The 21,181-nt window shown below is 73.6% G+C and carries 16 protein-coding genes; 4 read left to right on the top strand and 12 right to left on the bottom strand.

Annotated features, from left to right (window positions below):
• Positions 1–111: 111 nt before the first annotated feature.
• The 3 genes from ispG to dxr all read right to left on the bottom strand — a co-directional run bounded on the left by ispG (position 112) and on the right by dxr (position 4,037).
• Positions 112–1,272 (bottom strand): flavodoxin-dependent (E)-4-hydroxy-3-methylbut-2-enyl-diphosphate synthase, encoded by a 1,161-nt coding sequence (gene ispG, locus F7Q99_RS08370; protein ID WP_153460716.1) that lies wholly within the window; start codon positions 1,270–1,272, stop codon positions 112–114.
• Between the two features lie 166 nt (positions 1,273–1,438).
• Positions 1,439–2,743, bottom strand: coding sequence for a M50 family metallopeptidase (locus F7Q99_RS08375; protein WP_326846430.1), 1,305 nt, complete (start codon positions 2,741–2,743; stop codon positions 1,439–1,441).
• A gap of 58 nt (positions 2,744–2,801) precedes the next feature.
• On the bottom strand, positions 2,802–4,037 hold the full coding sequence (gene dxr / locus F7Q99_RS08380; protein ID WP_153460717.1) for a 1-deoxy-D-xylulose-5-phosphate reductoisomerase: 1,236 nt from the start codon (positions 4,035–4,037) through the stop codon (positions 2,802–2,804).
• A gap of 126 nt (positions 4,038–4,163) precedes the next feature.
• Here dxr and F7Q99_RS08385 point away from each other — a divergent pair, with 126 nt between their 5' ends.
• Positions 4,164–4,832 (top strand): NAD(P)-binding oxidoreductase, encoded by a 669-nt coding sequence (locus tag F7Q99_RS08385; RefSeq protein ID WP_153460718.1) that lies wholly within the window; start codon positions 4,164–4,166, stop codon positions 4,830–4,832.
• 63 nt (positions 4,833–4,895) lie between these two features.
• Here F7Q99_RS08385 and F7Q99_RS08390 read toward each other — a convergent pair whose 3' ends face one another.
• From F7Q99_RS08390 to F7Q99_RS08400, 3 genes are all read right to left on the bottom strand, one after another.
• Positions 4,896–6,338 carry an aldehyde dehydrogenase family protein gene (locus tag F7Q99_RS08390; RefSeq protein WP_326846431.1) on the bottom strand — a complete coding sequence of 481 codons (1,443 nt, stop codon included), beginning with the start codon at positions 6,336–6,338 and terminating at the stop codon, positions 4,896–4,898.
• Between the two features lie 143 nt (positions 6,339–6,481).
• Entirely contained in the window at positions 6,482–8,047 is a 1,566-nt protein-coding gene (locus F7Q99_RS08395) for a PucR family transcriptional regulator (protein WP_153460720.1), read from the bottom strand.
• A 154-nt stretch (positions 8,048–8,201) separates the two neighbouring features.
• Entirely contained in the window at positions 8,202–10,295 is a 2,094-nt protein-coding gene (locus F7Q99_RS08400) for an ATP-binding protein (protein ID WP_153460721.1), read from the bottom strand.
• Between the two features lie 240 nt (positions 10,296–10,535).
• Between F7Q99_RS08400 and gabT the strand changes: the two genes are divergently transcribed.
• Together gabT and F7Q99_RS08410 are read left to right on the top strand one after the other, a co-directional pair.
• Positions 10,536–11,876, top strand: a complete 1,341-nt coding sequence (gene gabT, locus F7Q99_RS08405) for a 4-aminobutyrate--2-oxoglutarate transaminase (protein WP_153460722.1) — start codon at positions 10,536–10,538, stop codon at positions 11,874–11,876.
• A gap of 506 nt (positions 11,877–12,382) precedes the next feature.
• Positions 12,383–13,030 carry a phosphatase PAP2 family protein gene (locus tag F7Q99_RS08410; RefSeq protein WP_195911016.1) on the top strand — a complete coding sequence of 216 codons (648 nt, stop codon included), beginning with the start codon at positions 12,383–12,385 and terminating at the stop codon, positions 13,028–13,030.
• Here F7Q99_RS08410 and F7Q99_RS08415 read toward each other — a convergent pair.
• Positions 12,988–13,335, bottom strand: a complete 348-nt coding sequence (locus F7Q99_RS08415; RefSeq protein WP_326846432.1) for a DUF2218 domain-containing protein — start codon at positions 13,333–13,335, stop codon at positions 12,988–12,990. The genes F7Q99_RS08410 and F7Q99_RS08415 overlap by 43 nt on opposite strands.
• A 167-nt stretch (positions 13,336–13,502) precedes the next feature.
• On the opposite strand from F7Q99_RS08415, the gene F7Q99_RS08420 reads away from it, so the two are divergent.
• Complete coding sequence (locus tag F7Q99_RS08420) at positions 13,503–14,048, top strand: MarR family winged helix-turn-helix transcriptional regulator (RefSeq protein WP_195911017.1); 546 nt, start codon at positions 13,503–13,505, stop codon at positions 14,046–14,048.
• 158 nt (positions 14,049–14,206) lie between these two features.
• Here the strand turns inward: F7Q99_RS08420 and F7Q99_RS08425 are convergent, their stop codons facing one another.
• The 5 genes from F7Q99_RS08425 to F7Q99_RS08445 form a co-directional block, all read right to left on the bottom strand.
• Positions 14,207–14,932 (bottom strand): ZIP family metal transporter, encoded by a 726-nt coding sequence (locus F7Q99_RS08425; RefSeq protein ID WP_153465954.1) that lies wholly within the window; start codon positions 14,930–14,932, stop codon positions 14,207–14,209.
• 307 nt (positions 14,933–15,239) lie between these two features.
• Positions 15,240–16,970 (bottom strand): restriction endonuclease, encoded by a 1,731-nt coding sequence (locus F7Q99_RS08430; protein WP_153460724.1) that lies wholly within the window; start codon positions 16,968–16,970, stop codon positions 15,240–15,242.
• A 115-nt stretch (positions 16,971–17,085) separates the two neighbouring features.
• Positions 17,086–18,807, bottom strand: a complete 1,722-nt coding sequence (locus F7Q99_RS08435) for a hypothetical protein (RefSeq protein ID WP_153460725.1) — start codon at positions 18,805–18,807, stop codon at positions 17,086–17,088.
• A gap of 226 nt (positions 18,808–19,033) precedes the next feature.
• Positions 19,034–19,690 carry a YigZ family protein gene (locus tag F7Q99_RS08440; protein ID WP_153460726.1) on the bottom strand — a complete coding sequence of 219 codons (657 nt, stop codon included), beginning with the start codon at positions 19,688–19,690 and terminating at the stop codon, positions 19,034–19,036.
• A gap of 110 nt (positions 19,691–19,800) precedes the next feature.
• Positions 19,801–21,090, bottom strand: a complete 1,290-nt coding sequence (locus F7Q99_RS08445) for a DUF6986 family protein (RefSeq protein ID WP_153460727.1) — start codon at positions 21,088–21,090, stop codon at positions 19,801–19,803.
• Positions 21,091–21,181 lie beyond the last annotated feature (91 nt).

A 21,181-nucleotide genomic window follows, 5' to 3' on the forward strand; every position in this document is an offset into this window, starting at 1 on the left:
GCCGCACCCTACTCCGTGGCCCCACCCGGCTACGGCCGCGGGGCCGTCCACGAACGGACGGCCCCGCTTCCGGAAAACGTCGCGCGGCGGCTCCGCGCGGGCACTACGAGGTCACTCGGCGGCGACGACGGTGGGCGAGCCGGCCTCGACGCCCTGCTCCTGCATCTGCTCGGCGAGCTTGAGGGCCTCCTCGATCAGGGTCTCGACGATCTTCGACTCGGGGACGGTCTTGATGACCTCGCCCTTGACGAAGATCTGGCCCTTGCCGTTGCCGGAGGCGACGCCGAGGTCGGCCTCGCGGGCCTCGCCCGGGCCGTTGACGACGCAGCCCATGACGGCGACGCGCAGCGGCACCTCCATGCCCTCCAGGCCGGCGGTGACCTCCTCGGCGAGCTTGTAGACGTCGACCTGGGCGCGGCCGCAGGACGGGCAGGAGACGATCTCCAGGCCGCGCTGGCGCAGGCCCAGGGACTCCAGGATCTGGTTGCCGACCTTGATCTCCTCGGCCGGCGGGGCGGAGAGCGAGACCCGGATGGTGTCGCCGATGCCCTCGGAGAGCAGCGCGCCGAAGGCGACCGCGGACTTGACGGTGCCCTGGAACGCCGGGCCGGCCTCGGTGACGCCGAGGTGCAGCGGGTAGTCGCAGGCGGCGGCGAGCTGGCGGTAGGCCTGGATCATCACGACCGGGTCGTTGTGCTTGACCGAGATCTTGATGTCGCGGAAGTCGTGCTCCTCGAACAGCGAGCACTCCCAGAGCGCGGACTCGACCAGTGCCTCGGGGGTGGCCTTGCCGTACTTCTCCAGCAGGCGCTTGTCGAGCGAGCCGGCGTTGACGCCGATCCGGATCGGCACGCCGGCGTCCCTGGCGGCCTTGGCGATCTCGCCGACCTTGTCGTCGAACGCCTTGATATTGCCCGGGTTGACGCGGACCGCGGCGCAGCCGGCGTCGATCGCGGCGAAGACGTACTTCGGCTGGAAGTGGATGTCGGCGATGACCGGGATCTGCGACTTCTTCGCGATGATCGGCAGCGCGTCGGCGTCGTCCTGGGAGGGGACGGCGACCCGGACGATCTGGCAGCCGGAGGCGGTGAGCTGCGCGATCTGCTGGAGCGTGGCGTTGATGTCCGAGGTCACGGTGGTCGTCATCGACTGCACCGAGACGGGGGCGTCACCGCCGACCGGGACGTTACCGACCATGATCTGCCGGGAGTAACGACGCTTGGAAAGCGGCTTGAGCGGCAGGGACGGAATACCGAGCGAGATCGCGGTCATGTGCGCAGGGTTCCCCGGGGTTGAGGTGTGGTCGACCGCCCGGCCGCTGGGACGGCCGGGGCCGGGCGCGCAACGATCGCGCACCCGGCCTCCACGGTACGGCACGGTGGTCGGGCCCAGCACACCCGCCGTACCCGAACGCGCTACGGGGTGGTTGTCGACTCCCCTAACTGATCTTGACCGGGTTCACCAGGTCGGCGACCAGCACGAGCAGGGTGAAGCCGATGAAGATGCTCGCCACGACGTACGCCAGGGGCATGAGGCGGGCGACGTCGAACGGGCCCGGGTCGGGCCGGTTGAACAGCTGCGCGAAGCGGCGTCGGATCGACTCCCAGACGGCTCCTGCGACGTGGCCGCCGTCCAGCGGGAGCAGCGGCAGCATGTTGAACAGGAAGAGCGACAGGTTGATGCCGGCCAGCAGGTTCACGAAGAACGCGATCCGCTGGGTGCCCGGGATGTCGAGCGAGAAGACCTCGCCGCTCACCCGGGCGGCGCCGACCATCCCGATCGGCGAGTCCGGATCGCGCGGGGCGTCGCCGACGACGGCGTTCCACAGCCCCGGAATCTTGCCGGGCAGGGCGATCAGCGACTTCACCCCGTTCTCGGTCATGCCGTACATCCGGTCGAGGGACTGCCCGAAACCGAGCTGGACGACACCACTCGCCGGGGTGAAACCGAGGAAACCGGCCTGGACGGTCTGGCCCTTGATCGGGATGTCGTTGCCGTCGTACTTCTGGACGTCGTTGACCGCGATGGTCGGTTCGAGGGTCAGCTGCCGGCCGTCCCGATCGACCACGACGTGCACGGTCCGGCCGGCCGACCTGCGGATGTCCGCCTGGAGCTGGTCGTAGGTGCTGATCCGGTCGCCGTCGAAGGAGAGGATCTTGTCGCCGGGCTTCAGTCCGGCCTGGGCGGCCGGGGTCTGCGGGGCGCCCGCCGGGCAGTTGTCGGTGGGCTGGCCCGCCTTGACGATGCACTGGGCGACGGTGCTGACCGTCGGCACGTTCATCGAGACGCCGAAGCCCATCATGACCGTGAGGAACAGGCCGAAGGCCAGGATCAGGTTCATGAACGGCCCGGCGAACATGACGATGACGCGCTTCCACGGCTTGCGCGTGTAGAAGAGCCGGTGCTCGTCACCCTCCTGGAGCTCCTCGTAGGAGGCCTCCCGGGCGTCCTCGATCATGGTCCGCCAGGGCGAGCTGCTGCGCTTGGTGATCCGGCCGTCCTCGCCCGGCGGGAACATCCCGATCATCCGGATGTACCCGCCGAACGGGATCGCCTTGATGCCGTACTCGGTCTCGCCCTTGCGGCGCGACCACAGGGTCGGGCCGAAGCCGACCATGTACTGCGGCACCCGGATGCCGAACAGCTTGGCCGTGGAGAGGTGGCCGAGCTCGTGCCAGGCGATCGAGATGAGCAGCCCGACCACGAAGACCAGGATGCCGACCACCGTCAAAACCGTTGCCACCGCTGGCCCTCCGTCATGCCGCTCCGCTCATCGTCTCGTCCTGTCGCGACCGGGGCCGTCAGCCCGACGCCAGCTCGCGCGCGCGGGCGCGAGCCCAGTCCTCCGCCTGCAGGACGTCCTCGACGGTCAGGGAAGTTCCCGCGGTCGCCGGCCCGTTGCCGTGCTCGGCCACGACCTTGGCAACAGTGTCCACGATTCCCGTGAAGGCGAGGCGGCCCTTCAGGAAAGCCTCCACGCACTCCTCGTTGGCCGCGTTGAACACCGCCGGGAAGGTCCCGCCCAGCGAGCCCACCTCGCGGGCCAGCTCGACCGCCGGGAAGGCGTCGTTGTCCAGCGGGAAGAACTCCCAGGTGGCGGCCTTGGTCCAGTCGCAGCCGGGCGCGGCGTCCGGCACCCGGTCCGGCCAGCCCAGACCCAGCGAGATCGGCATCCGCATGTCCGGCGGGCTGGCCTGCGCCAGTGTCGAACCGTCGGTGAACTCCACCATCGAGTGCACCACCGACTGCGGATGGACCACGACCTCGATCCGGTCGAACGGCACGTCGTACAGCAGGTGCGCCTCGATCACCTCCAGGCCCTTGTTGACCAGGGTGGCGGAGTTGATCGTGATGACCGGGCCCATGGCCCAGGTCGGGTGCGCCAGCGCGTCGGCCGCCGTCACGCCGGCCAGCTGCTCACGGGTGCGGCCGCGGAACGGGCCACCGCTCGCGGTCACCACCAGCTTGCGGACCTCGGCCCGGGTTCCGCCGGCCAGCGCCTGGAAGATCGCGGTGTGCTCGGAGTCCACCGGCACGATCTGCCCCGGCTTCGCCAGCGCCTTCACCAGCGGACCGCCGACGATCAGCGACTCCTTGTTGGCCAGCACCAGCACCCGGCCGGCCCGCAGCGCGGCCAGCGTCGGCCGGAGCCCGATCGACCCGGTGATGCCGTTCAGCACCGAGTGGCACTCCGACGCCGCCAGCTCGGTCGCCGCGTCCGGACCCACCAGCACCGCCGGCAGCGGACGACCCGCCGCCTTCGCCGCCAGCGCCTCGCGCAGCGCCGGCTCGGCCGCCGGATCGGCGATCGCCACCGTGTGGACGCCCAGCCGCACCGCCTGCTCGGCGAGCAGCTCCACCCGGCCGCCGGCCGCCGACAGGGCGACCACCCGGAACCGGTCCGGGTTGCGGAGCACCACGTCGATGGCCTGGGTGCCGATCGATCCGGTGGAACCGAGGATCACCAGCTCCCGGGGGCCGGAAGGGTCCTGCACGGTGGGCGTGAAACGCAGCTGCGGATGGGCGAGCGAAGTCATGCGCCCATTGTGTCCTGCCCGGAGCCGTCCTCGTGCCGGACCCGGAGCCGCCCGCGTCCGACCCGGGCCCTCCCCGGGCGCCGCTCGGCAGGACGCCGCCGTGCGCCCCGGGCTACCGTCGGAGCCATGCGTACCGTCATCGCCGGGGGCCACGGACAGATCGCGCTGAAGCTCGAACGGCTGCTCGCCGAACGCGGCGACCGCCCGGCCGGGATCATCCGCCGCCCCGAACAGGCCCATGACCTGGTGGACGCCGGAGCCGAACCGCTGCTGCTCGACCTGGAATCCACCACCGCCCCGCAACTGGCCCAGCTGCTCGCCGGCGCCGACGCCGTGGTCTTCGCCGCCGGCGCCGGACCGGGCAGCGGCGCCGCCCGCAAGAACACCGTCGACCGCGACGCCGCCGTCCTGCTCGCCGACGCCGCCGAACTCGCCGGCGTCCGGCGCTACCTGATGATCTCCTCGATGGGCGCCGACGCCGCGGCCCACCACCCCGCCGACCCGGTCTTCGAGACCTACCTGCGGGCCAAGGGCGCCGCCGACGACGCCGTCCGGGCCCGCACGGCGCTCGACTGGACGGTGCTGCGGCCCGGGCGGCTCACCGACGGCCCCGGCACCGGCCTGGTCCGGCTCGCCCCCGCCGTCGGGCGCGGCGCGGTGGACCGGGCCGACGTCGCCGCCGTCCTGGCCGCCCTGCTGCGCGAACCCGGCACCGCCGGGCAGACCCTGGAGCTGGTCGCCGGGAACGCCACGGTCGAGGAGTCCGTCGCCGCCGCGGCCGGCCACGACGGCTGACTCCCGTCCCCGTCAACACGAAGGGCCCGGTTCACTCGAACCGGGCCCCACGCACGAGTCGGATCAGAGGTCGAGGCCGGTGAGGACCATGACCTTCTCGACGGTGTAGTCGGCCATCGCGTACTTGACGCCCTCGCGACCCACGCCGGAGTCCTTGACGCCGCCGTACGGCATCTGGTCGGCGCGGTAGGACGGCGCGTCGCCGATGATCACACCGCCGACCTCCAGCTCCCGGTGGGCGCGGAAGGCGGTCCGCAGGTCGTGCGTGAACACACCCGCCTGCAGGCCGAACGGCGAGTCGTTGACGGCCGCGAACGCCTCGTCCGTACCGTCCACCCGGTGCAGCGACAGGACCGGGCCGAACGCCTCGGCCGTGGCCAGGATCGCGTCGGCCGGCAGCTCGGCCAGCACGGTCGGGGCGTAGGTCGCGCCCTCGCGGGTACCGCCGGCCAGCACCTTGGCGCCCTTGGCGACCGCGTCGTCCACCCAGGACTCCACGCGCTTCGCGGCGTTCTCGTCCACCAGCGGGCCGACGTCCGTCGCGTCGTCGTTCGGGTCACCCGTGACCTGGGCCTTCACCTTGGCCACGACCTTCTCCACCAGCGCGTCGTACACCGACGCGTCGGCGATCACCCGCTGCACCGAGATGCAGGACTGGCCGCCCTGGTAGTTGGCGAACATCGCGATCCGGGTGGCCGCCCAGTCCAGGTCGGCGTCCGAGGACCAGTCCGCGAGCACCACGGCCGCGGCGTTGCCGCCCAGCTCCAGGGTGCAGTGCTTGCGCGGCACCGAGTCCATGATCTGGTAGCCGACCTTGTCCGAACCGGTGAACGAGATCACCGGCAGGCGCTTGTCCTGCACCAGCGCCGGCATCCGGTCGTTCGGCACCGTCAGAACGCTCCACGAACCGGCCGGCAGCTCGGTCTCGGCCAGGATCTCGCCCAGCACCAGCGCCGACAGCGGCGTGGCCGGAGCCGGCTTCAGGATGATCGGGGCGCCGACCGCGATCGCCGGGGCGACCTTGTGGGCGACCAGGTTCAGCGGGAAGTTGAACGGGGCGATGCCCAGCACGACGCCGCGCGGGAAGCGGCGCACCACCGCGAAACGGCCCACGCCGCCCGGGTCGGTGTCCAGCCGCATCGTCTCGCCGTTGGTACGGCGGGCCTCCTCGGCGGCCCAGCGGAACACGGAGACGGCACGGCCGACCTCGCCGCGGGCCCACTTGATCGGCTTGCCGTTCTCGGCGGTGATCAGCCGGGCGATCTCCTCGGAGCGTTCGGCCAGGCGCTTGGCCACGTGGTCCAGCGCGGCCGCGCGCACGTGCGCCGGGGTCGCGGCGAACACCGGCAGCGCGGCGACGGCGGCGTCCAGCGCTTCCTCGACCTGCGCCTCGGTCGGGATGCTCACCTTGCCGACCAGACGGCCGTCCCAGCTGTTGTGCACCTCGAAGTCGGCGTCGCCGCTCGCCCGGCGGCCGGCGAGCCAGAAATCGTACGTGGTGGTCACCGTGGTACCGGCCCTCTCCTCGTCATCGTCAGGCCCACGAACATGAGCCCGAACCCGAGGGTAGGGGCGGCGGCACAACAACCGGATTGGCCGCCGAGGAGCGTTCCCCTCCGGGCCCACTCCATCCCGTCCAGACCGCCGGCCTACTCCTCACCCGAGCGGAGCGCCAGCCACAACTCCATGCGCACGTCGGTGTCGTCCAGCGAACGCCCGAGCAACTCCTCGACCCGGCGCATCCGGTAGCGCAGCGTGTGCCGGTGCACCCCCAGATCCGCCGCCGCGGCATCCCACTGCCCATGTCTGGACAGCCACGCCCGCAGCGAGGCCACCAGATCACCGCGGGCCGTCCGGTCGTGCTCGCGCAGCGGCCGCAGCAGCCCCTCCGCGAACGCCGTCACCGCGTCCTCCCCCAGCAGCGGCAGCAGCGAACCCGCGCCGACCTCCTCGTGGTCCACCGACCGCCGGCCACCACGCAGCGCCACCGCCAGCGCCCGCTCGGCCTGCGCGTGCGCCGTCCCCGCCTCCTCCAGGGCGGCCGGCGCCGACACACCCAGCGACAGGCCCTCGTGCTCCTCGACCACGCCGAGGCAGGCCCGGTGGACGGCACCGTTGTCCAGCGCCAGCACCATCAGCCGCGGCCCGTGCGCACCGTCCTCCCGCGCCACCAGCAGCTTCTCGCCCACCCGGGAACCCGCCTGCTCCGCGCGGTCGCCCAGCTCCGTCAGGGCATCCGCGGCATCCACACTCGGCCCGGCCCCGGCCACCAGGACCCGTATCGTCCCCTCCGGCAGACCGCCGAACAGCCCCAGCGCCACCTGCCGGGCCGTCGCCACCTCACCCGCCAGCACCATCCGCAGCAGCGCCGCGCCCATCCGCTCCTCCGCCTGCCGCAGCTCGCGCGAGCGCTCCAGGGTGAGGGTCAGCAGCGCCACCGCCGCGTTCAGCACGTACCGCTCGGTCGGCGTGATCCGGTCCTCGGTCCCCACCGCCAGGAAACCCCGGGCCCGCCGGTCCGCCCCCAGCGACTGGACCACCACGTAGTCCTCGTCCGCCGTGTCTATCCCCGGCGACCGCCCCTGCAACGCGGCACTCGACGGCGCCGGACGCCGCCGCAGCCGGTCCACCTCCGCCGCCAGCCGCCCCGCCCGGCGAGCCGCCCAGTCCGGCGCCACCACCGACAGCGCACCCGACCCGTCGTACAGCGCCGCCCAGCCCCCCAGCCGCGCCGCCAGACGGCGCACCACGGCCGTCGTGCCGTCCTTGCCCAGGGCAGCCCGGGTCAGCTCCTCCTGCGCCTCGAAACTCGTCGTCACCGCCTCGTACTGCTCCGCAGCCAGCGCCGCCGACACCACCTTGCTGATCGCGATGAACGGCGTCGGCTCCGGCACCCGCAGCAACGGCAGCCCCCGCTGCGCCGCCGCATCCACCAGCGGCTGCGGCACCTCCGTGTGCGACAGCCCGACCCCCAGCCCCAGGCCCACCACCCCGGCATCGGCCAGCCGGTGCACGTACGCCTGCAACTGCGCGGCGGTACGGCCCAGCTTGATACCGGTGGTGAGCAGCAGCTCACCACCCTCGAGGAACGGCGTCGGGTCGTCCAGCTCACTGGTGTGCACCCAGCGGACCGGCCGCTCCAGATGGTCCGCGCCGGCGAGAACCGTCAGATGGAGCGAACTGTTGCGGACGACGGAGGCGAGTGTGGGAGGCATGGCACCTTCGGGGGAACGACCCGACCGCGCCATTGCGGCCGGGCGAGGAGAGGACAGTGGATCCGGTGAGGGTCTCTCCCCTTCATTATGGACGCCCCGGACAACCCGTACTGGCGAATCCACCTCGAAGGCGAGCTTCAGCCCGTCGCGCTCCTCACCCCCGGAGATCCACCAGCAACGGCGGCACCTGCTCCCCCGACACCGCCGTCAACGACACCACCGCATGCCCCGCCGGCAACGCGTGCGCCAGATCCGACGGCGACCACCGCAACCGCTCCACATCCCGCGTCGTCACCGACTCCGTCTGCGCCGTCGTCCCCGACAACGCCTTCCGCCCCAACCGCCCGGCCCGCCTTATCACCCCGCCCGAGGTGTCCGGGGTGTGCGTCACCGCCGTCTCCTGCACCAGATGCGTCCCCCAGGCCTCCGAGAACAGCCGGCCGTCCCACGGCGCGATCCCCGGAAACGCCATCCGGCAACCGACCGCGCCGAACAACGGCGCCCGCAGCGCCTCCGGCAGATCCACCAGCGTCCGCAACAACAGCACCGCGCCCGCGTTCGCGCCCCGCATCCGCTGCACCCCGCGCACGGTCGCCGCGTCCAGCGCCGCCGAGGCGTCGTCCACCACGAGGCCGGCGAACAGCGAATGGTCCTCACGGGCCCCGGCCGCCTGCACGAACTGGCCCACCACCAGCCGCGACAGCATCCGCGCCGCCTCCGGGTGGCTCCGCTCCGGCAGCTTCACCCGCACCCGCAGCGGATGGTCCAGCACCCGCATCGCGAACGGGGGCCGGCCGGTGCCGTCCGTCGCGAACGCCCCCTCGAATGCCGGTCGGTCCAGCAGCGCCAACCGGTCCGCCAGCAGCGCCCCGGGATCGTCCGCCCGGCCGCGCTGACGCTCCCGGTGCTCCAGGTCCCGCTCGTACGCGCCCAGCCGGCCGGCCGCCCCGAGCGCCTTCACCAACGCCGCCAGCGCGTCCGGCTCGCCGCCCAGCAGCGCCCGCAGCTCGCGGACCCCCGGGTAGCGGCGGTGCGCGGCGTGGAACGGGCCCACCACCTGCTGCAACGCCGTCCGGGCACTCTCCGCCCGGGCGGTCAGCTCGTCCGGCAGCAGCGCCTCGGCCAGCCGGGCCGCCGCCTCGTCCGGATCCCGCGCCGCCCCGTACAGATCCAGCCCGTACACCGACGCCGGGTCGCCGGGCGCGATCACCACGTCGTACCAGCCGTCCGGCCCGAGATCCGCGTCCCCAGCCCCGATCACCACCGCGCACGCGGTACCGGCCAACGCCTGCAGACAGAGCGCCTCCGCCACCGGCCGGGCAAGGCGCGCCGTCTTCCCGGTCCCGGCCGGACCCACCGCCAACAGCGAGGTGCCGAGCACCGCCGGATCCAGCGCAAACCCGGCCGCCCGGTGCGGCAGCGGGTTCTTCGGCACGTCCTGGCTGGTACCGAGACAGACCTGACGGAGCAGCAGATCGTGCCGCTCGGCCCGGCCCGGCAGCTCGCGCGCCTCGGACGGATGCGCGAACGCCGCCGCACCGCGCGCCGCCACCTGCTCGACGAACGCCGGAACGAACACCGGATCCGCCTGCGCCGACTCCCACGCTCGCTGGATCCGCACGTAGTCGACGTCGCCGACCGCCTCCCCGTCCAGCCGCCCCGCCGCCGCAGCCGCCCCGCCCTGCCGCAGCCCGGCCCAGGGGTCCAGCTGCCGCACCGCCTCCACCGCCGCAGCGCCCTCCTCGGCGCGCTCCTCCTGCGTCACCGTCCGCGACAGCAGCGGGGCCACGTACCGACGCCACACCTCGGGCCACCGGCCCATGCGGCCGAAGAGCTTGATAGCCACGCCGATCACGAACGCGTTGGCCACCAGGAGCGTGAACATCGCCTCTGACTCGGACGGCGAAGCAAGCGGGCCAATGCCCATCTGCCCCCCAAACCAGACGAGGACATACGTCAGCAGCTGTGTGCCATAGAGATAGGCGAACCACCCCACCAGCGCGTTGATCGCCGCCCGCAGCAGCAGTGGCCAGGCTGCGACCTGAGCCGCCTCCGCCCGTTCCGGGTCCACCTGGCGGTAGCCCAGCCGGTAGATGCCCGGTTCGGCCTCCGGGCGCGGAGCGGAGGCCCAGGCAGGGAGGTCGAATACGGGAACGCCGGAGGTCCGGCCGGGGGGCCGCTGGTGTGGCAGCGGGGGCGGGGGTGTGGTGGTCCGGTCGCCGTGGTGGTGTGCCCCGTCCTGTGCCATGTACGGCCCCGCTCCCTCGCCCGCCCGGCCCGACCGCCGTCGGTGCCGCCATACCCATGCCGCCGTATCGGCGACACGCCCGGGCTCAATGTAGTGGAGCGGGGCCTGCGGGTAGTCGCGCCACCTGCGCTGGCCGTGCCGGACAAGTCGGACGGCGCAGTGCTACCGAGTGGCGCATGCCCGTCCGGGGAGGGCGGCCGTAGCCTGCGAAGCATCGAGCCGAGAAGTCTGGAGAAACCCATGAGCGCCGCAACGCCGCTCCCGCAGGAGCGCCGCCTGGTCACCGCGATCCCCGGTCCGAAGTCGCAGGAGCTGCAGGCCCGCAAGCTGGGTGCGGTGGCGGCCGGTGTCGGCACCACCCTGCCGGTGTACGTGTCCCGCGCCAACGGCGGCGTGCTGGAGGACGTGGACGGCAACTCGCTGATCGACTTCGGTTCCGGTATCGCCGTGACCAACGTCGGCAACAGCGCCGAGGCCGTGGTGGCGAAGGCGAGCGAGCAGCTGGCCGCGTTCACCCACACCTGCTTCATGGTGACCCCGTACGAGGGTTACGTGGCCGTCGCCGAGCAGCTGAACGAGCTGACCCCGGGTAACCACGAGAAGCGCACCGCGCTGTTCAACTCGGGCGCCGAGGCGGTCGAGAACGCGGTGAAGATCGCCCGCGCCTACACCAAGCGCACTGCCGTCGTGGTGTTCGACCACGGCTACCACGGCCGCACGAACCTGACCATGGGCCTGACGGCGAAGAACATGCCGTACAAGCAGGGCTTCGGCCCGTTCGCCCCGGAGATCTACCGGGTGCCGGTGGCCTACCCGTACCGCTGGCTGACGGGTGCGGAGAACTGCGCCGCCGAGGCCGCCGCGCAGGCGATCGACATCATCAACAAGCAGATCGGCGCGGATAACGTCGCCGCGATCATCATCGAGCCGCTGCAGGGCGAGGGCGGCTTCATCGAGCCGGCCAAGGGCTTCCTGCCGGCGATCGCGGAGTTCGCGAAGGCGAACGGCATCGTGTTCGTCGCGGACGAGATCCAGACCGGTTTCTGCCGCACCGGCCAGTGGTTCGCGTGCGAGGACGAGGACATCGTCCCGGACCTGATCACCACCGCGAAGGGCATCGCCGGCGGTCTGCCGCTGGCCGCGGTGACCGGTCGCGCCGAGATCATGGACGCCGCGCACGCGGGCGGTCTGGGCGGCACCTACGGCGGCAACCCCGTGGCGTGTGCCGCCGCGCTGGGTGCCATCGAGACGATGAAGGAGCAGGACCTCAACGGCAAGGCGCAGCGGATCGGCGAGATCATGCTGGGCCGCCTGCGGGCGATGCAGGAGAAGTTCGACATCATCGGCGAGGTCCGCGGCCGCGGTGCGATGATCGCGATCGAGCTGGTGAAGGCGGGCGGCAAGGAGCCGAACGCGGAGGCCACGGCGGCGATCGCGAAGGCCTGCCACGCCGAGGGCCTGGTGGTGCTGACCGCCGGCACGTACGGCAACGTGCTGCGCTTCCTGCCGCCGCTGGTCATGCCGGAGCACCTCCTGAACGAGGGCCTGGACATCCTGGAGGGCGCGTTCGCCGCGGTCTGACGCGATGAGCGCCCCCGCCGGGTGGCGAACCCCGCCGGAGGGTTGTCCGGACAGCGCTGAACGGCCCGTGGGACCTGAACAGGTCCCACGGGCCGTTCGGTTTTCGCACCACCGGGGCCTGGTGATCGTTCACGGAGCCGGGGGATGCCCGACGGGCAGTGAAGATGATGTGCGGAATCGCTGAAGGCGCTCGGCGTAGAAGGGCTGTTGACGTAGTGTCATCACAGATGGACAGCGAGCCTCAGCCATTGGCGGAGCCGTCCGCGGGGCCGCCGTTCGGCGCGGGTCCGCGTATGGGCCGCGAGGACAACCAGGCCGTCCCGTACGGGACGGCACATACCGAAGGCCGATCGACCGACCGTCCGACCCACACCCCCCGGGGCGCACGGAGCGGCGATCATCCGAGCCGCCCCGGAGCTCTCCCCCCTGCTCCGGGGCGGCGTTTCCGCGTCCCGGGCCGGGCGAGGGGTTCGGCGGCGGGGCCGGCAGTCGCGGCGGGGCTGCTGGTGCTGGTGTCGTGGCAGGTGGCGGTGGACGGGCCGCTGCTCGGGCTGGACCGCCTGGTCCGGCACGATGTCGGGTCGGCCCGGCACGATCTGCACAGTGCGCTTCTCGATCGCCTCGGCCATGCCCTGGCGGATCTGGGCAGTTCCGTCCCGGCGATCCCGGTGCTGTTGGTCGCGGGCGGGCTGGCCGCGTGGCGGTCGCGCCGGGCGGGGGCGGCCCGCTGGTGGCTTCCGATGCCGGTGGCGGCGCTGACGTCGGGGCTGATCCCGCTGCTGGTGGTGCCCGCGAAGGCGGCGTTCGCCCGGCCGGGCCCGCTGGGAGATCCGCTGCTGCCGGGGCAGTGGGGCTGGTACCCGTCCGGGCACACCGCCACCGCGACGCTGTCGTACGGGGTGGCGGTGCTGCTGTTGGCCCGGACGGCCGGGGTGCACGTGGCTCGCGTGTTGAGGGCGGTGGCGGTGCTGCTGGCCGTCGGGGTCGGCGCCGGGCTGGTGTGGAGCGACTTCCACTGGCTGCTGGACGTGGTGGCCAGTTGGTGCCTGGCCGCCCTAGTGCTGTGGTCGCTCGCGAGGTGGCTGCCGCGGCCGGGCGGCGGGGGACGGACTCAGGCCTCGGGCTCGTCGGCCTCGGGCTCGTCGTTGCGGTGAACCAGGCCGGGCTCGCCGTTGTCGCGGTGCCATTCGACGACGAGTTCGTCGCGGGCGCCGAAGCGGACGAGGTGGCGGCCGACGACGTCTTCGAGGCCTGGCAGGTTCTCGCGCTCGCCTTCGACGGTGAGCAGCAGCGCGCCGGCCTGGGCCTCCAGGGTGGCGGTGCCGGCGCCGAAGGTCAGGGTGCCGCGGCCGGTCTCCTCGGAGAAGGCGGCCTCGATCCTGCGGCCCATGTGGGCGGCGAGCTGCTTGGCGTAGCGGGCGGGGCGGTCGGTGGCGACACGGGCTTCGGAGCGGGGCACGGGCCCTCCAGGTTCCGGGGAGGGAACTTAGGGTCCCCTCACTTGCGACTACGCTAACCCGGATACTGAGCCTGGCTCAACATCTTTTCGGAGCACCCGTCCGGCACCGGCCGCGGGCCACGGACCTGCCGATACGCTTGGGCGGACGCCTGCCGAGGAGACCGCCCATGACCACCACGCCGACCGACGACCCGGCGAGCTCCTCCTCCACCCCCGCGGCGGGCCCTGCGGACACCGCCGCCGAGCTGGCGGACGCGATGACCCGGGCGATCAAGCGGATCCGCCGCCGCACCAGCGAGCGGCTGGAGCCGTACGGCATCACCCCCGGCCAGGGCCGGGCGCTGCGTGCGCTCGCCCACGCGCCCGGGTGCGAGCTGCCGGACCGCGCGATGCGACTGAGCGATCTCGCGGACCGGCTGCACATCGCCCCCCGCTCGGCCACCACGGTGGTCGACGCGCTGGAGGAGGCTGGCCTGGTCGAGCGCAGCCCCGACCCGGCCGACCGGCGCGCCGTCCGGATCCTGCTGACCGAGGCGGGCCGCGCGGCGGTGGAGCGGATCGGGCAGGTGCGGCACGAGGTGGCGCAGGAGTACTTCGGCGAGGTCAGTCCGGCCGACCAGGACGTGCTGCTGCGAGTGCTGCGCGCCGCCGAGACCCGGTACGCAGCCGCCACGCCGCCGCGGCGGCCAGGGCCTCCGGGCGCAGCGCGGTGATCCCGATCCCGGCGATCACCAGCAGCGCGGGCCAGCGGTAGGGCGACTGCTGGTCACCGCGTTCGCGACCGGGCCGCGAGGCTGATGCCTCGATGCTGGCCGATCTGCGCGAGCGTTGTCGGCGGTGCCGGGCCGCCCGGCAGGTTCGGTGGCGAGGATCAGGTGGCGAAGCCGATCACGAGCCACATGAAGCCGACCCCGGCGAGGGTGCAGAGCAGGGTGCTGCGCGAGGGGTGCGGGCTGTGGGCCTCGGGGAGGATGTCGGAGGTCGCCAGGTAGAGCAGGAAGCCGGAGAAGAAGCCGAGGTAGAGGCCGAGCAGGTGCTCGGAGATGGTGAACGCCAGGGTGATCGCCGCGCCGGACACCGGGGCGAGCGCGTCCGCGGCCAGCAGGGTGACCGCGCGCCGCCGGTTGTTCCCGTAGAGCCGGGTGATCGTGTAGGTGTTGAAGCCGTCGGCGAAGTCGTGGGCGACGACGGCGATGGCGACGACCGTACCGACCGTGGTGCCCGCCTGGAAGGCGGCACCGATCGCGAAGCCGTCCATCACGCTGTGCCCGACCAGGGCCAAAGCTGCGGTCAGACCGACACCCTCGTGCCCGACGCGGTGGCTGTGCCCGTGGTGGCCGTGGGTGTGCTCGGCGTACTCGCCCTCGTGGCCGCGGTGGATGGCGACCGCGCGCTCCACCACGTGGATGGTGAGGAAGCCGGCCGCGAACATCAGCAGCGCCTGCGGCACACCGTGCACCTCTCCGGGCGCCTGGCGCAGGGCCTCGGGCAGGAGGTCGAAGGCGACGACGCCGAGCATGAGTCCGGCGGCGAAGCCGAGCACCAGGTGGCGCCGGTCGCCGGTGCGCTGGGCGACGAACCCGCCGACCAGGGTCATCAGGAACGCGCCGGCGGCGACCAGGACGGCCGTCACCGGGCCGACCCCGCTCGGGTCGGTCGGTCGTGTGGTCTGCGGGCCGTTCTGCCCATCCGTCTCCCCCAGGATTGCGCCCGACGCCGGGCCGACCGCCGACCGTACCGGACGGACGGTCAGCGGCTTTCGCCCGGGGTGCTCGGCCGGCCTCCGGGGGGACAACGGGAGTGAGGACAGTCCTTGGGGCCCACTCCCCAGCCTCGGGCCGGGGGCAGCGACGCGCCCGCCGGAGGGGCCGTCGGAGTGAGGCCGTCGGCGGAGAACCGGCCGGTCAGCGACCTGCGACGAGGGGCAGGCCGAGGTGGGTCATGGCGAGTTCGCGAACACCGTCGCCGTCGACGAGGTGGATGTGACGGTGGCCCTCCCCTGCGGCCAGGTCAAGGGCCTCGTCGGCGAAGCGGCCGGTGGTCAGTCGCAGGCCGCGCTCGGCGGACTCCTCCCGAACGGCCTCGGCCAGCGTCCGGATCTCCTCGGCGGCGACCTCCGCAGCGCCCCGGGAGGCCCAGACCACCCAGCGGCCGGGCAGTGCACTGCCGGGTGCTCCCTCGCCGGTGGCGACCAGTCCGGCCGGGCCTCGCAGCCGGACGCTCCAGTCGGCCAGACCGCCCCGGGTGAGCAGGTCGCACACCAGCTGGGCGAACTCGTTGGCGGACAGGTCGGGCGCGGCCGGCACGGCGGCCCCGGCCCGCGCGGCGGGTTCGACGCCCGCCCGGGCGTACGGGTCCGGGGTGACGGCGGCGCCGAGCTGGCGCAGCCGCACCAGCGCCTCGTCCTGCTCGGCGTCGCGCTCCTCCGCGTCATACGCCTCGGCGTCGTGCTCCTCGTACGGGCCGGCGGGCGGCAGCAGCCGGGTGCGGGCCAGTGCGTCGCGGTCGGCGTCGACGCTGACCAGGCAGAGCGGCTCGGCCGCGCCGGGCTCGCGCAGCCAGCCGTTGAGGACGACGCCCGCGAGTATCTCGTCGGTTTCGACGGCGTCGACGGCCTGCAGAGCGCGCAGGGCGAGCCGGGCGACCAGGCGCAGGTAGTCGATGGCCCGGTCGGCCGGCGGGCGCGGCACCGGGACGATGTCGCCGCCGGGGGCGAGCCGGTAGCCGGTGAGCGAGGGCACCAGGTCGAGGGGCGGCAGGTCCAGGTCCAGCACCGCGGTGCGGGTGAGCGGGCGGAAGATCGCCCGGCAGGGGGCGGGCAGGTCCTGGGTGGCCGTCTCGGCGGCGGCGAGGGCCCGCTCCAGCAGCGACTCCACCGCGGCCGGCTCGGCCAGCCGGTAGGCCCGGCGGCACTCCTCCAGGCTCTCGTTGTACTCGCGCACCGCGCGGGCCCGGGCCGCCTCGGCCTCCTCGTGGGCCCGGCGGGATTCGTCGGCGGCCGGGCTGCCGGCCTCGGCCCGGCGAGTGCGCCACTCGCGCAGGGCGCGCTGGTGGGCCAGCCGGGCCTGGGCCAGTTCGCGCTGGTATCCGGAGTCGAGCAGGCGGCGGGTCGGGGCGGCGTCGGGGTCGGCGGCGGGCGGCTCGGCCGGGGCGAAGTCCTCCCAGCGGGGCTCGGCCTCGGCGACCGCGTTGGAGCCGTCGGCCGGGTAGGGGCGGGGCTCGTAGCGGCGCAGCTGGCTCTCGAAGTCCATGGCCGAGACGGGCAACGCGGCCCGCCGCAGCAGGTCGGCGAGCCGGTCGTGCTCGGCCTGGACGGTGAGCGTGCGATGGTGGGTCAGAGCGGCGGCCCGGGCGTGAGCCGCGACGGGCTCCTCCGCCCCGGACGGGCCGTCACCGGTCTCGCGGTCGGAAGCGGCGTCCGGGTCGGAGGCGGAGTCGGGACCGGGAGCGCAGTCGGGACCAGAAGCGGAGTCGGGACCAGGAGCGGAGTCGGGACCAGGAGCGGTGTCGGGACCAGGAGCGGTGTCGGGGTCCGGGTCGGCGCCGAGGTCGCGGAAGACCGAGGCGAGGAAGCCCGGTTGGGGGAACTGGGCCGTGGTGGTGCCGTCGGGCTGGCCGTCTGCTGAGTACTGCATCGGTCCTCGTTCCCCCATGCTGGTCCGGCGCGCCTGCCCGGGGCGGCCGGCGACCCTGCGCCCCGCCCCTGCCGGACATTGTCCACCGAACGGGCGCAGTGGTCAGCCAAGCCTCTCAGTTGGTCCGGGTGTTGGTCAGGTGCAGGCCGATATAGCCGACATAGATCCGGCCACTGCCCGAGCAGTCGTCGAGATAGTGCAGCCGCGGCGCGGTGCGCCCACCGCCGATCCGCAGGTGCGCGCCCATGAAGGCGCGCCGGGAGGCGTCCACGCACTCCGGCACCGGCAGCATCCGCTCGCGCTTCCACTTGGTGTGGCTGAACACCGTCCGGGACTCCCCGCGGACCGCCTTGCGGGGCGGGAAGCGGTGACAGCCGTCCGGAGTGTGTTCGCACCACTGCTTGAAGTCACCGCCGGCCTCGCCGCGAACGGCCGCCTCGGCGTACTCCTGAAGGGCGGTCAGGCCGTCCCAGGCGAGCCTGGCCCAGCCGGACCCCGCGCGTTGGACGTCGTCCAGGGCGAGCGCGATCTTCTGGTCGCCGGTGAAGGTGAGCAGCGGGAACTCGCCCAGCCTGGCGATGAGTTCGGTGAAGGTGTCCGGGCAGCCGGCTCGCCTGGGCGGCCCGCCGGGGGTGCGCGGGGCGGCGGCCGGGCCGGCGCAGATCCGACTGGGCCGGACGCGGCTCCGGGCCCGGACGCGGCGCTCCCGGCTGAGGGTGCGCCGGACCCGCTCCAGTTCGTCGGCCCGGGCCTGCTGCTCGGCGCGGTCCTGCTGCTCCTCCCGGGCGAGCGCGGCCAGTTCGGCGCCGGCGTCGGCCGGGTCGGCGGGCGAGGCGGCGTCCGGGCGGGGCTGCGGCGGGGGGATCCGCAGCACCGGGACGGCCGCGAGTGCGGGCGGCAGCGGCAGTTCGGCGGCGAGCCGGCGCGGCTCGCGGGCGAGCAGCCCGGCGGCGCGGCGGAGGTCCTGCTCTATTCGGCCGCGGGCGAGCACCGGGTGCCGGGCGCCGTCCTGCCGGGAGGCCGGGTCGACGTCGGGCAGATAGGTGCGTACCGCCCCGCCGTAGACGGTGTGGTACTCCAGCGCGACGTTGAACCCGGTGCGGGCGGCCGGATCCAGGACGTACGCGGTGGCGAGGCCGGGCAGTTGCCGGCAGAGCGGGCGGACAACGGCGTCGACCCACCGGTCGACCAGGAGGTTGACCGGGACGCTGGCGACCACGGTGGGCAGCCGGCGCTCCGGGTCGCACAGCTCGTCGATCAGCCCGTCGACCTCGGCCGCGGTGATCACCCGCGGTGCGAGCTGGACGGCGGCGGGGCCGTCGGTGGCGTCGAGCAGCGGCAGCAGGGCGCGGGCGAGCTCGGGCACCGGCACCCGGCACGGCGTGCGCAGGCCGTTGCCGGTGCTGTGCGTCTCGGCCTCCAGCCGTACCCAGGTCGGGCCGGCGGCGGCGGTCGCCACGGTCAGGGTGAGCTGCTGTGTGCCGTGCGGGGCCGGGGCGCGCAGCCGGCGGCGGTCGTAGTGGCCGGAACCCGCGCCACCGCGGAGCGGGCCGTGGTCGCGGTCGAGCAGGACGCGGTCGCCCAGCCGGAGACGCTCGACGGTCGGGCTTTCAGCTGTCGGGCTTTCGGCGAGGATGCAGGGGTCGACGGTGTCCGGGAGGGGCGGCGGCTCCTCGCAGCCTTCGTGCTTCAGCCAGCCGGCGAGTTGCTCGTCGGCCAGGGAGACGGCGTCGGCGTGCGGGAGGGTCGTGGTGACGGTCATCCGGTAGGGCGTCGCGGGGCCCCGCGGGCCGGGTAGTTCGGCACGGGCGGACGCCGGGGAGCGGTCCGAGGTCATGCGCATACCTCCGTGGTGGTGCGGTGGTGGGGTCTGGTGTCCTCCATCGATGGGTTATTCGTCCGGTTCGGCCGGATCCTTGCCCAGGAAACGCCACGGCTCGGAGCGGAAGTTCCAACTCCGAGCCACGTGAATACGTTCGAGTGAATCTGTTCAAGGCATGCGCGGCGTGGCGCAGCGTCTGGGCTACGTTGGCCGACTCGGCCGAGGTGCGCTCGGCCGGTCGCTACACCGGCACCTCGACATACGTCCGGCCTGCCGCGACCGCCACCGCGGTCCCCCCGGTCGCCTCGGCCAGCCAGGTGTGGAAGGCGGACACCTCCGGCTCCGGCACGCCGACCTCGATCCGCACCCCGGTCGCCTCGTACGCGAGGTCACTCACCGTGAACCCGGCCGCCCGCAGGTCGTTCTCCACCCGTCCGGCCCGCACGTGGTCCGCCGTGACCGCCAGCAGCGCCACCGGCCGCCGCTCCAGCAGCCCCACCTCGTCGACCGCCTCCGATACCGCGTTCCCGTACGCCCGGACCAAGCCGCCCGCGCCGAGCTTGATGCCGCCGAAGTACCTGGTCACCACGGCCACCGTGTCGGTCAGCCCGCGCCGCCGCAGCACCTCCAGCATCGGCACCCCGGCCGTGCCGCCCGGCTCGCCGTCGTCGTTGGAGCGCTCGCGGCGCTGCTCGTCGCCGACCACGAAGGCGGTGCAGTTGTGCCGCGCGTCCCAGTACTGCTTGCGGATGCCCGCGATGAAGGCCTGCGCCTCCGCCTCGTCGGCTACCCGGGCGAGGTGGCAGATGAACCGGGACTTCTTGATCTCGATCTCGTGGCTGCCTGCCTGCCGGATGGTGAGGTACGGCCTGGGGGTCGGCTCCGGCGTGGCGGACATGGCGCGGTGTTTCTCCCTGGAGACGGCGAAGGCTGGCTGCGCACGCCCCGAGCGCGCGGGGCGGCACCGCCAGCCTAGTTGGCCGCCCGGGGCCGGACGGCCCGCGACGGTCAGCGGCCGGCCAGTGCGTCCAGCTGCCCGCGGTCCAGACCGGTCAGTGCGGTGACCTCGGCCGGGTCGACGGCGCCGCAGTCCAGGCCGCGCAGCACGTAGCCGCTGAGCGCCCGGGCGGTGGCCGGCTCGTCCATCACGTCGCCGCCGGCCTTGGTGACGTACGCGGCCAGCCGGGCTGCGGCGGCCTCCAGGCCCTCGCGGTAGAACGAGTACACCGCGACGTACCGGGTCGGCAGGTGCGCCGGGTGCATGTCCCAGCCCTGGTAGTACGCGCGGGCCAGGGAGCGGCGGACCAGGTCGTGGTGAAGCTTCCAGGCCGCGTGCACCTGTTCGGTGGAGCCGGTCGGGACGACGTTGGTCGAGCCGTCGGAGAGCCGGACCCCGGTGCCGGCCGCGGCCACCTGCATCACCGCCTTCGCGTGGTCGGCGACGGGGTGGTCCATGCTCTGGTAGGCCGCGCTGACGCCGCAGGAGGCGCTGTAGTCGAAGGTGCCGTAGTGCAGGCCGGTGGCGCGGCCCTCGGCGGCCTCGATCATCCGGGCGACGGTGGCCCGGCCGTCCGGACCGAGGATCGCCTGGGTGGTCTCGATCTGGATCTCGAAGCCGATCCGGCCTGCCGGCAGCCCCGCGCGCCGCTCGAAGTCCTCCAGGAGCCGGACCAGCGCGGTGACCTGCTCGGCGTACGTCACCTTGGGGAGGGTGAGGACCAGGCCTTCCGGCAGTCCGCCGTTCGCGAGCAGGGTGGCGAGGAACAGTTCCAGGGTGCGGATGCCGCGGGCGCGGACGGGCGCCTCCATGCACTTGATCCGGATGCCGATGTACGGCGGCGCGCTGCCGTCCGCCACAGCGGCGGCGACGAGTTCGGCGGCGCGGACCGCGGCGGCGTCCTCCTCGGCGTCGGGGCGGGGGCCGTAGCCGTCCTCGAAGTCGATGCGCAGGTCCTCGATCGGCTCGCGCTCCAGCTTGGCGCGAACCCGGGCGTGCACGTCGGCGAGCAGGGCGTCGTCGGCCACGCCGAGGGCGCGGGCGAGTTCGGCCGGGGTGCCGGCGTGCGCGTCGAAGGCCTCCAGGGCCTGGCGGCCCCACGCGCGGACGGTGTCGGCGGCGAAGGCGTCGGCGGGGACGTAGACGGTGTGCACCGGCTGCCTGGTCCCGGAGTCGCCCGGATAGCGGCGCGCCAGGTCGGCGTCGACCGGGGCTAGCAGCGCCTCGACGGCGGCACGGGCGGCGGCGGAGAAGGAGGCCTCGCCCGTCGGCCCGTTACCGTCGACCTCGACCTGCGACATCCGAACTCCTCCGCACCGAACCAGCGATTCAACAATTTGTTGAGGCGAAGGTAGCTCCGGGGGGATCGGGCGTCAATGGCCGACCGAGCGA

Origin of the sequence: Streptomyces kaniharaensis (assembly GCF_009569385.1) — a bacterium.
In the GTDB taxonomy this organism is placed as follows: domain Bacteria; phylum Actinomycetota; class Actinomycetes; order Streptomycetales; family Streptomycetaceae; genus Kitasatospora; species Kitasatospora kaniharaensis.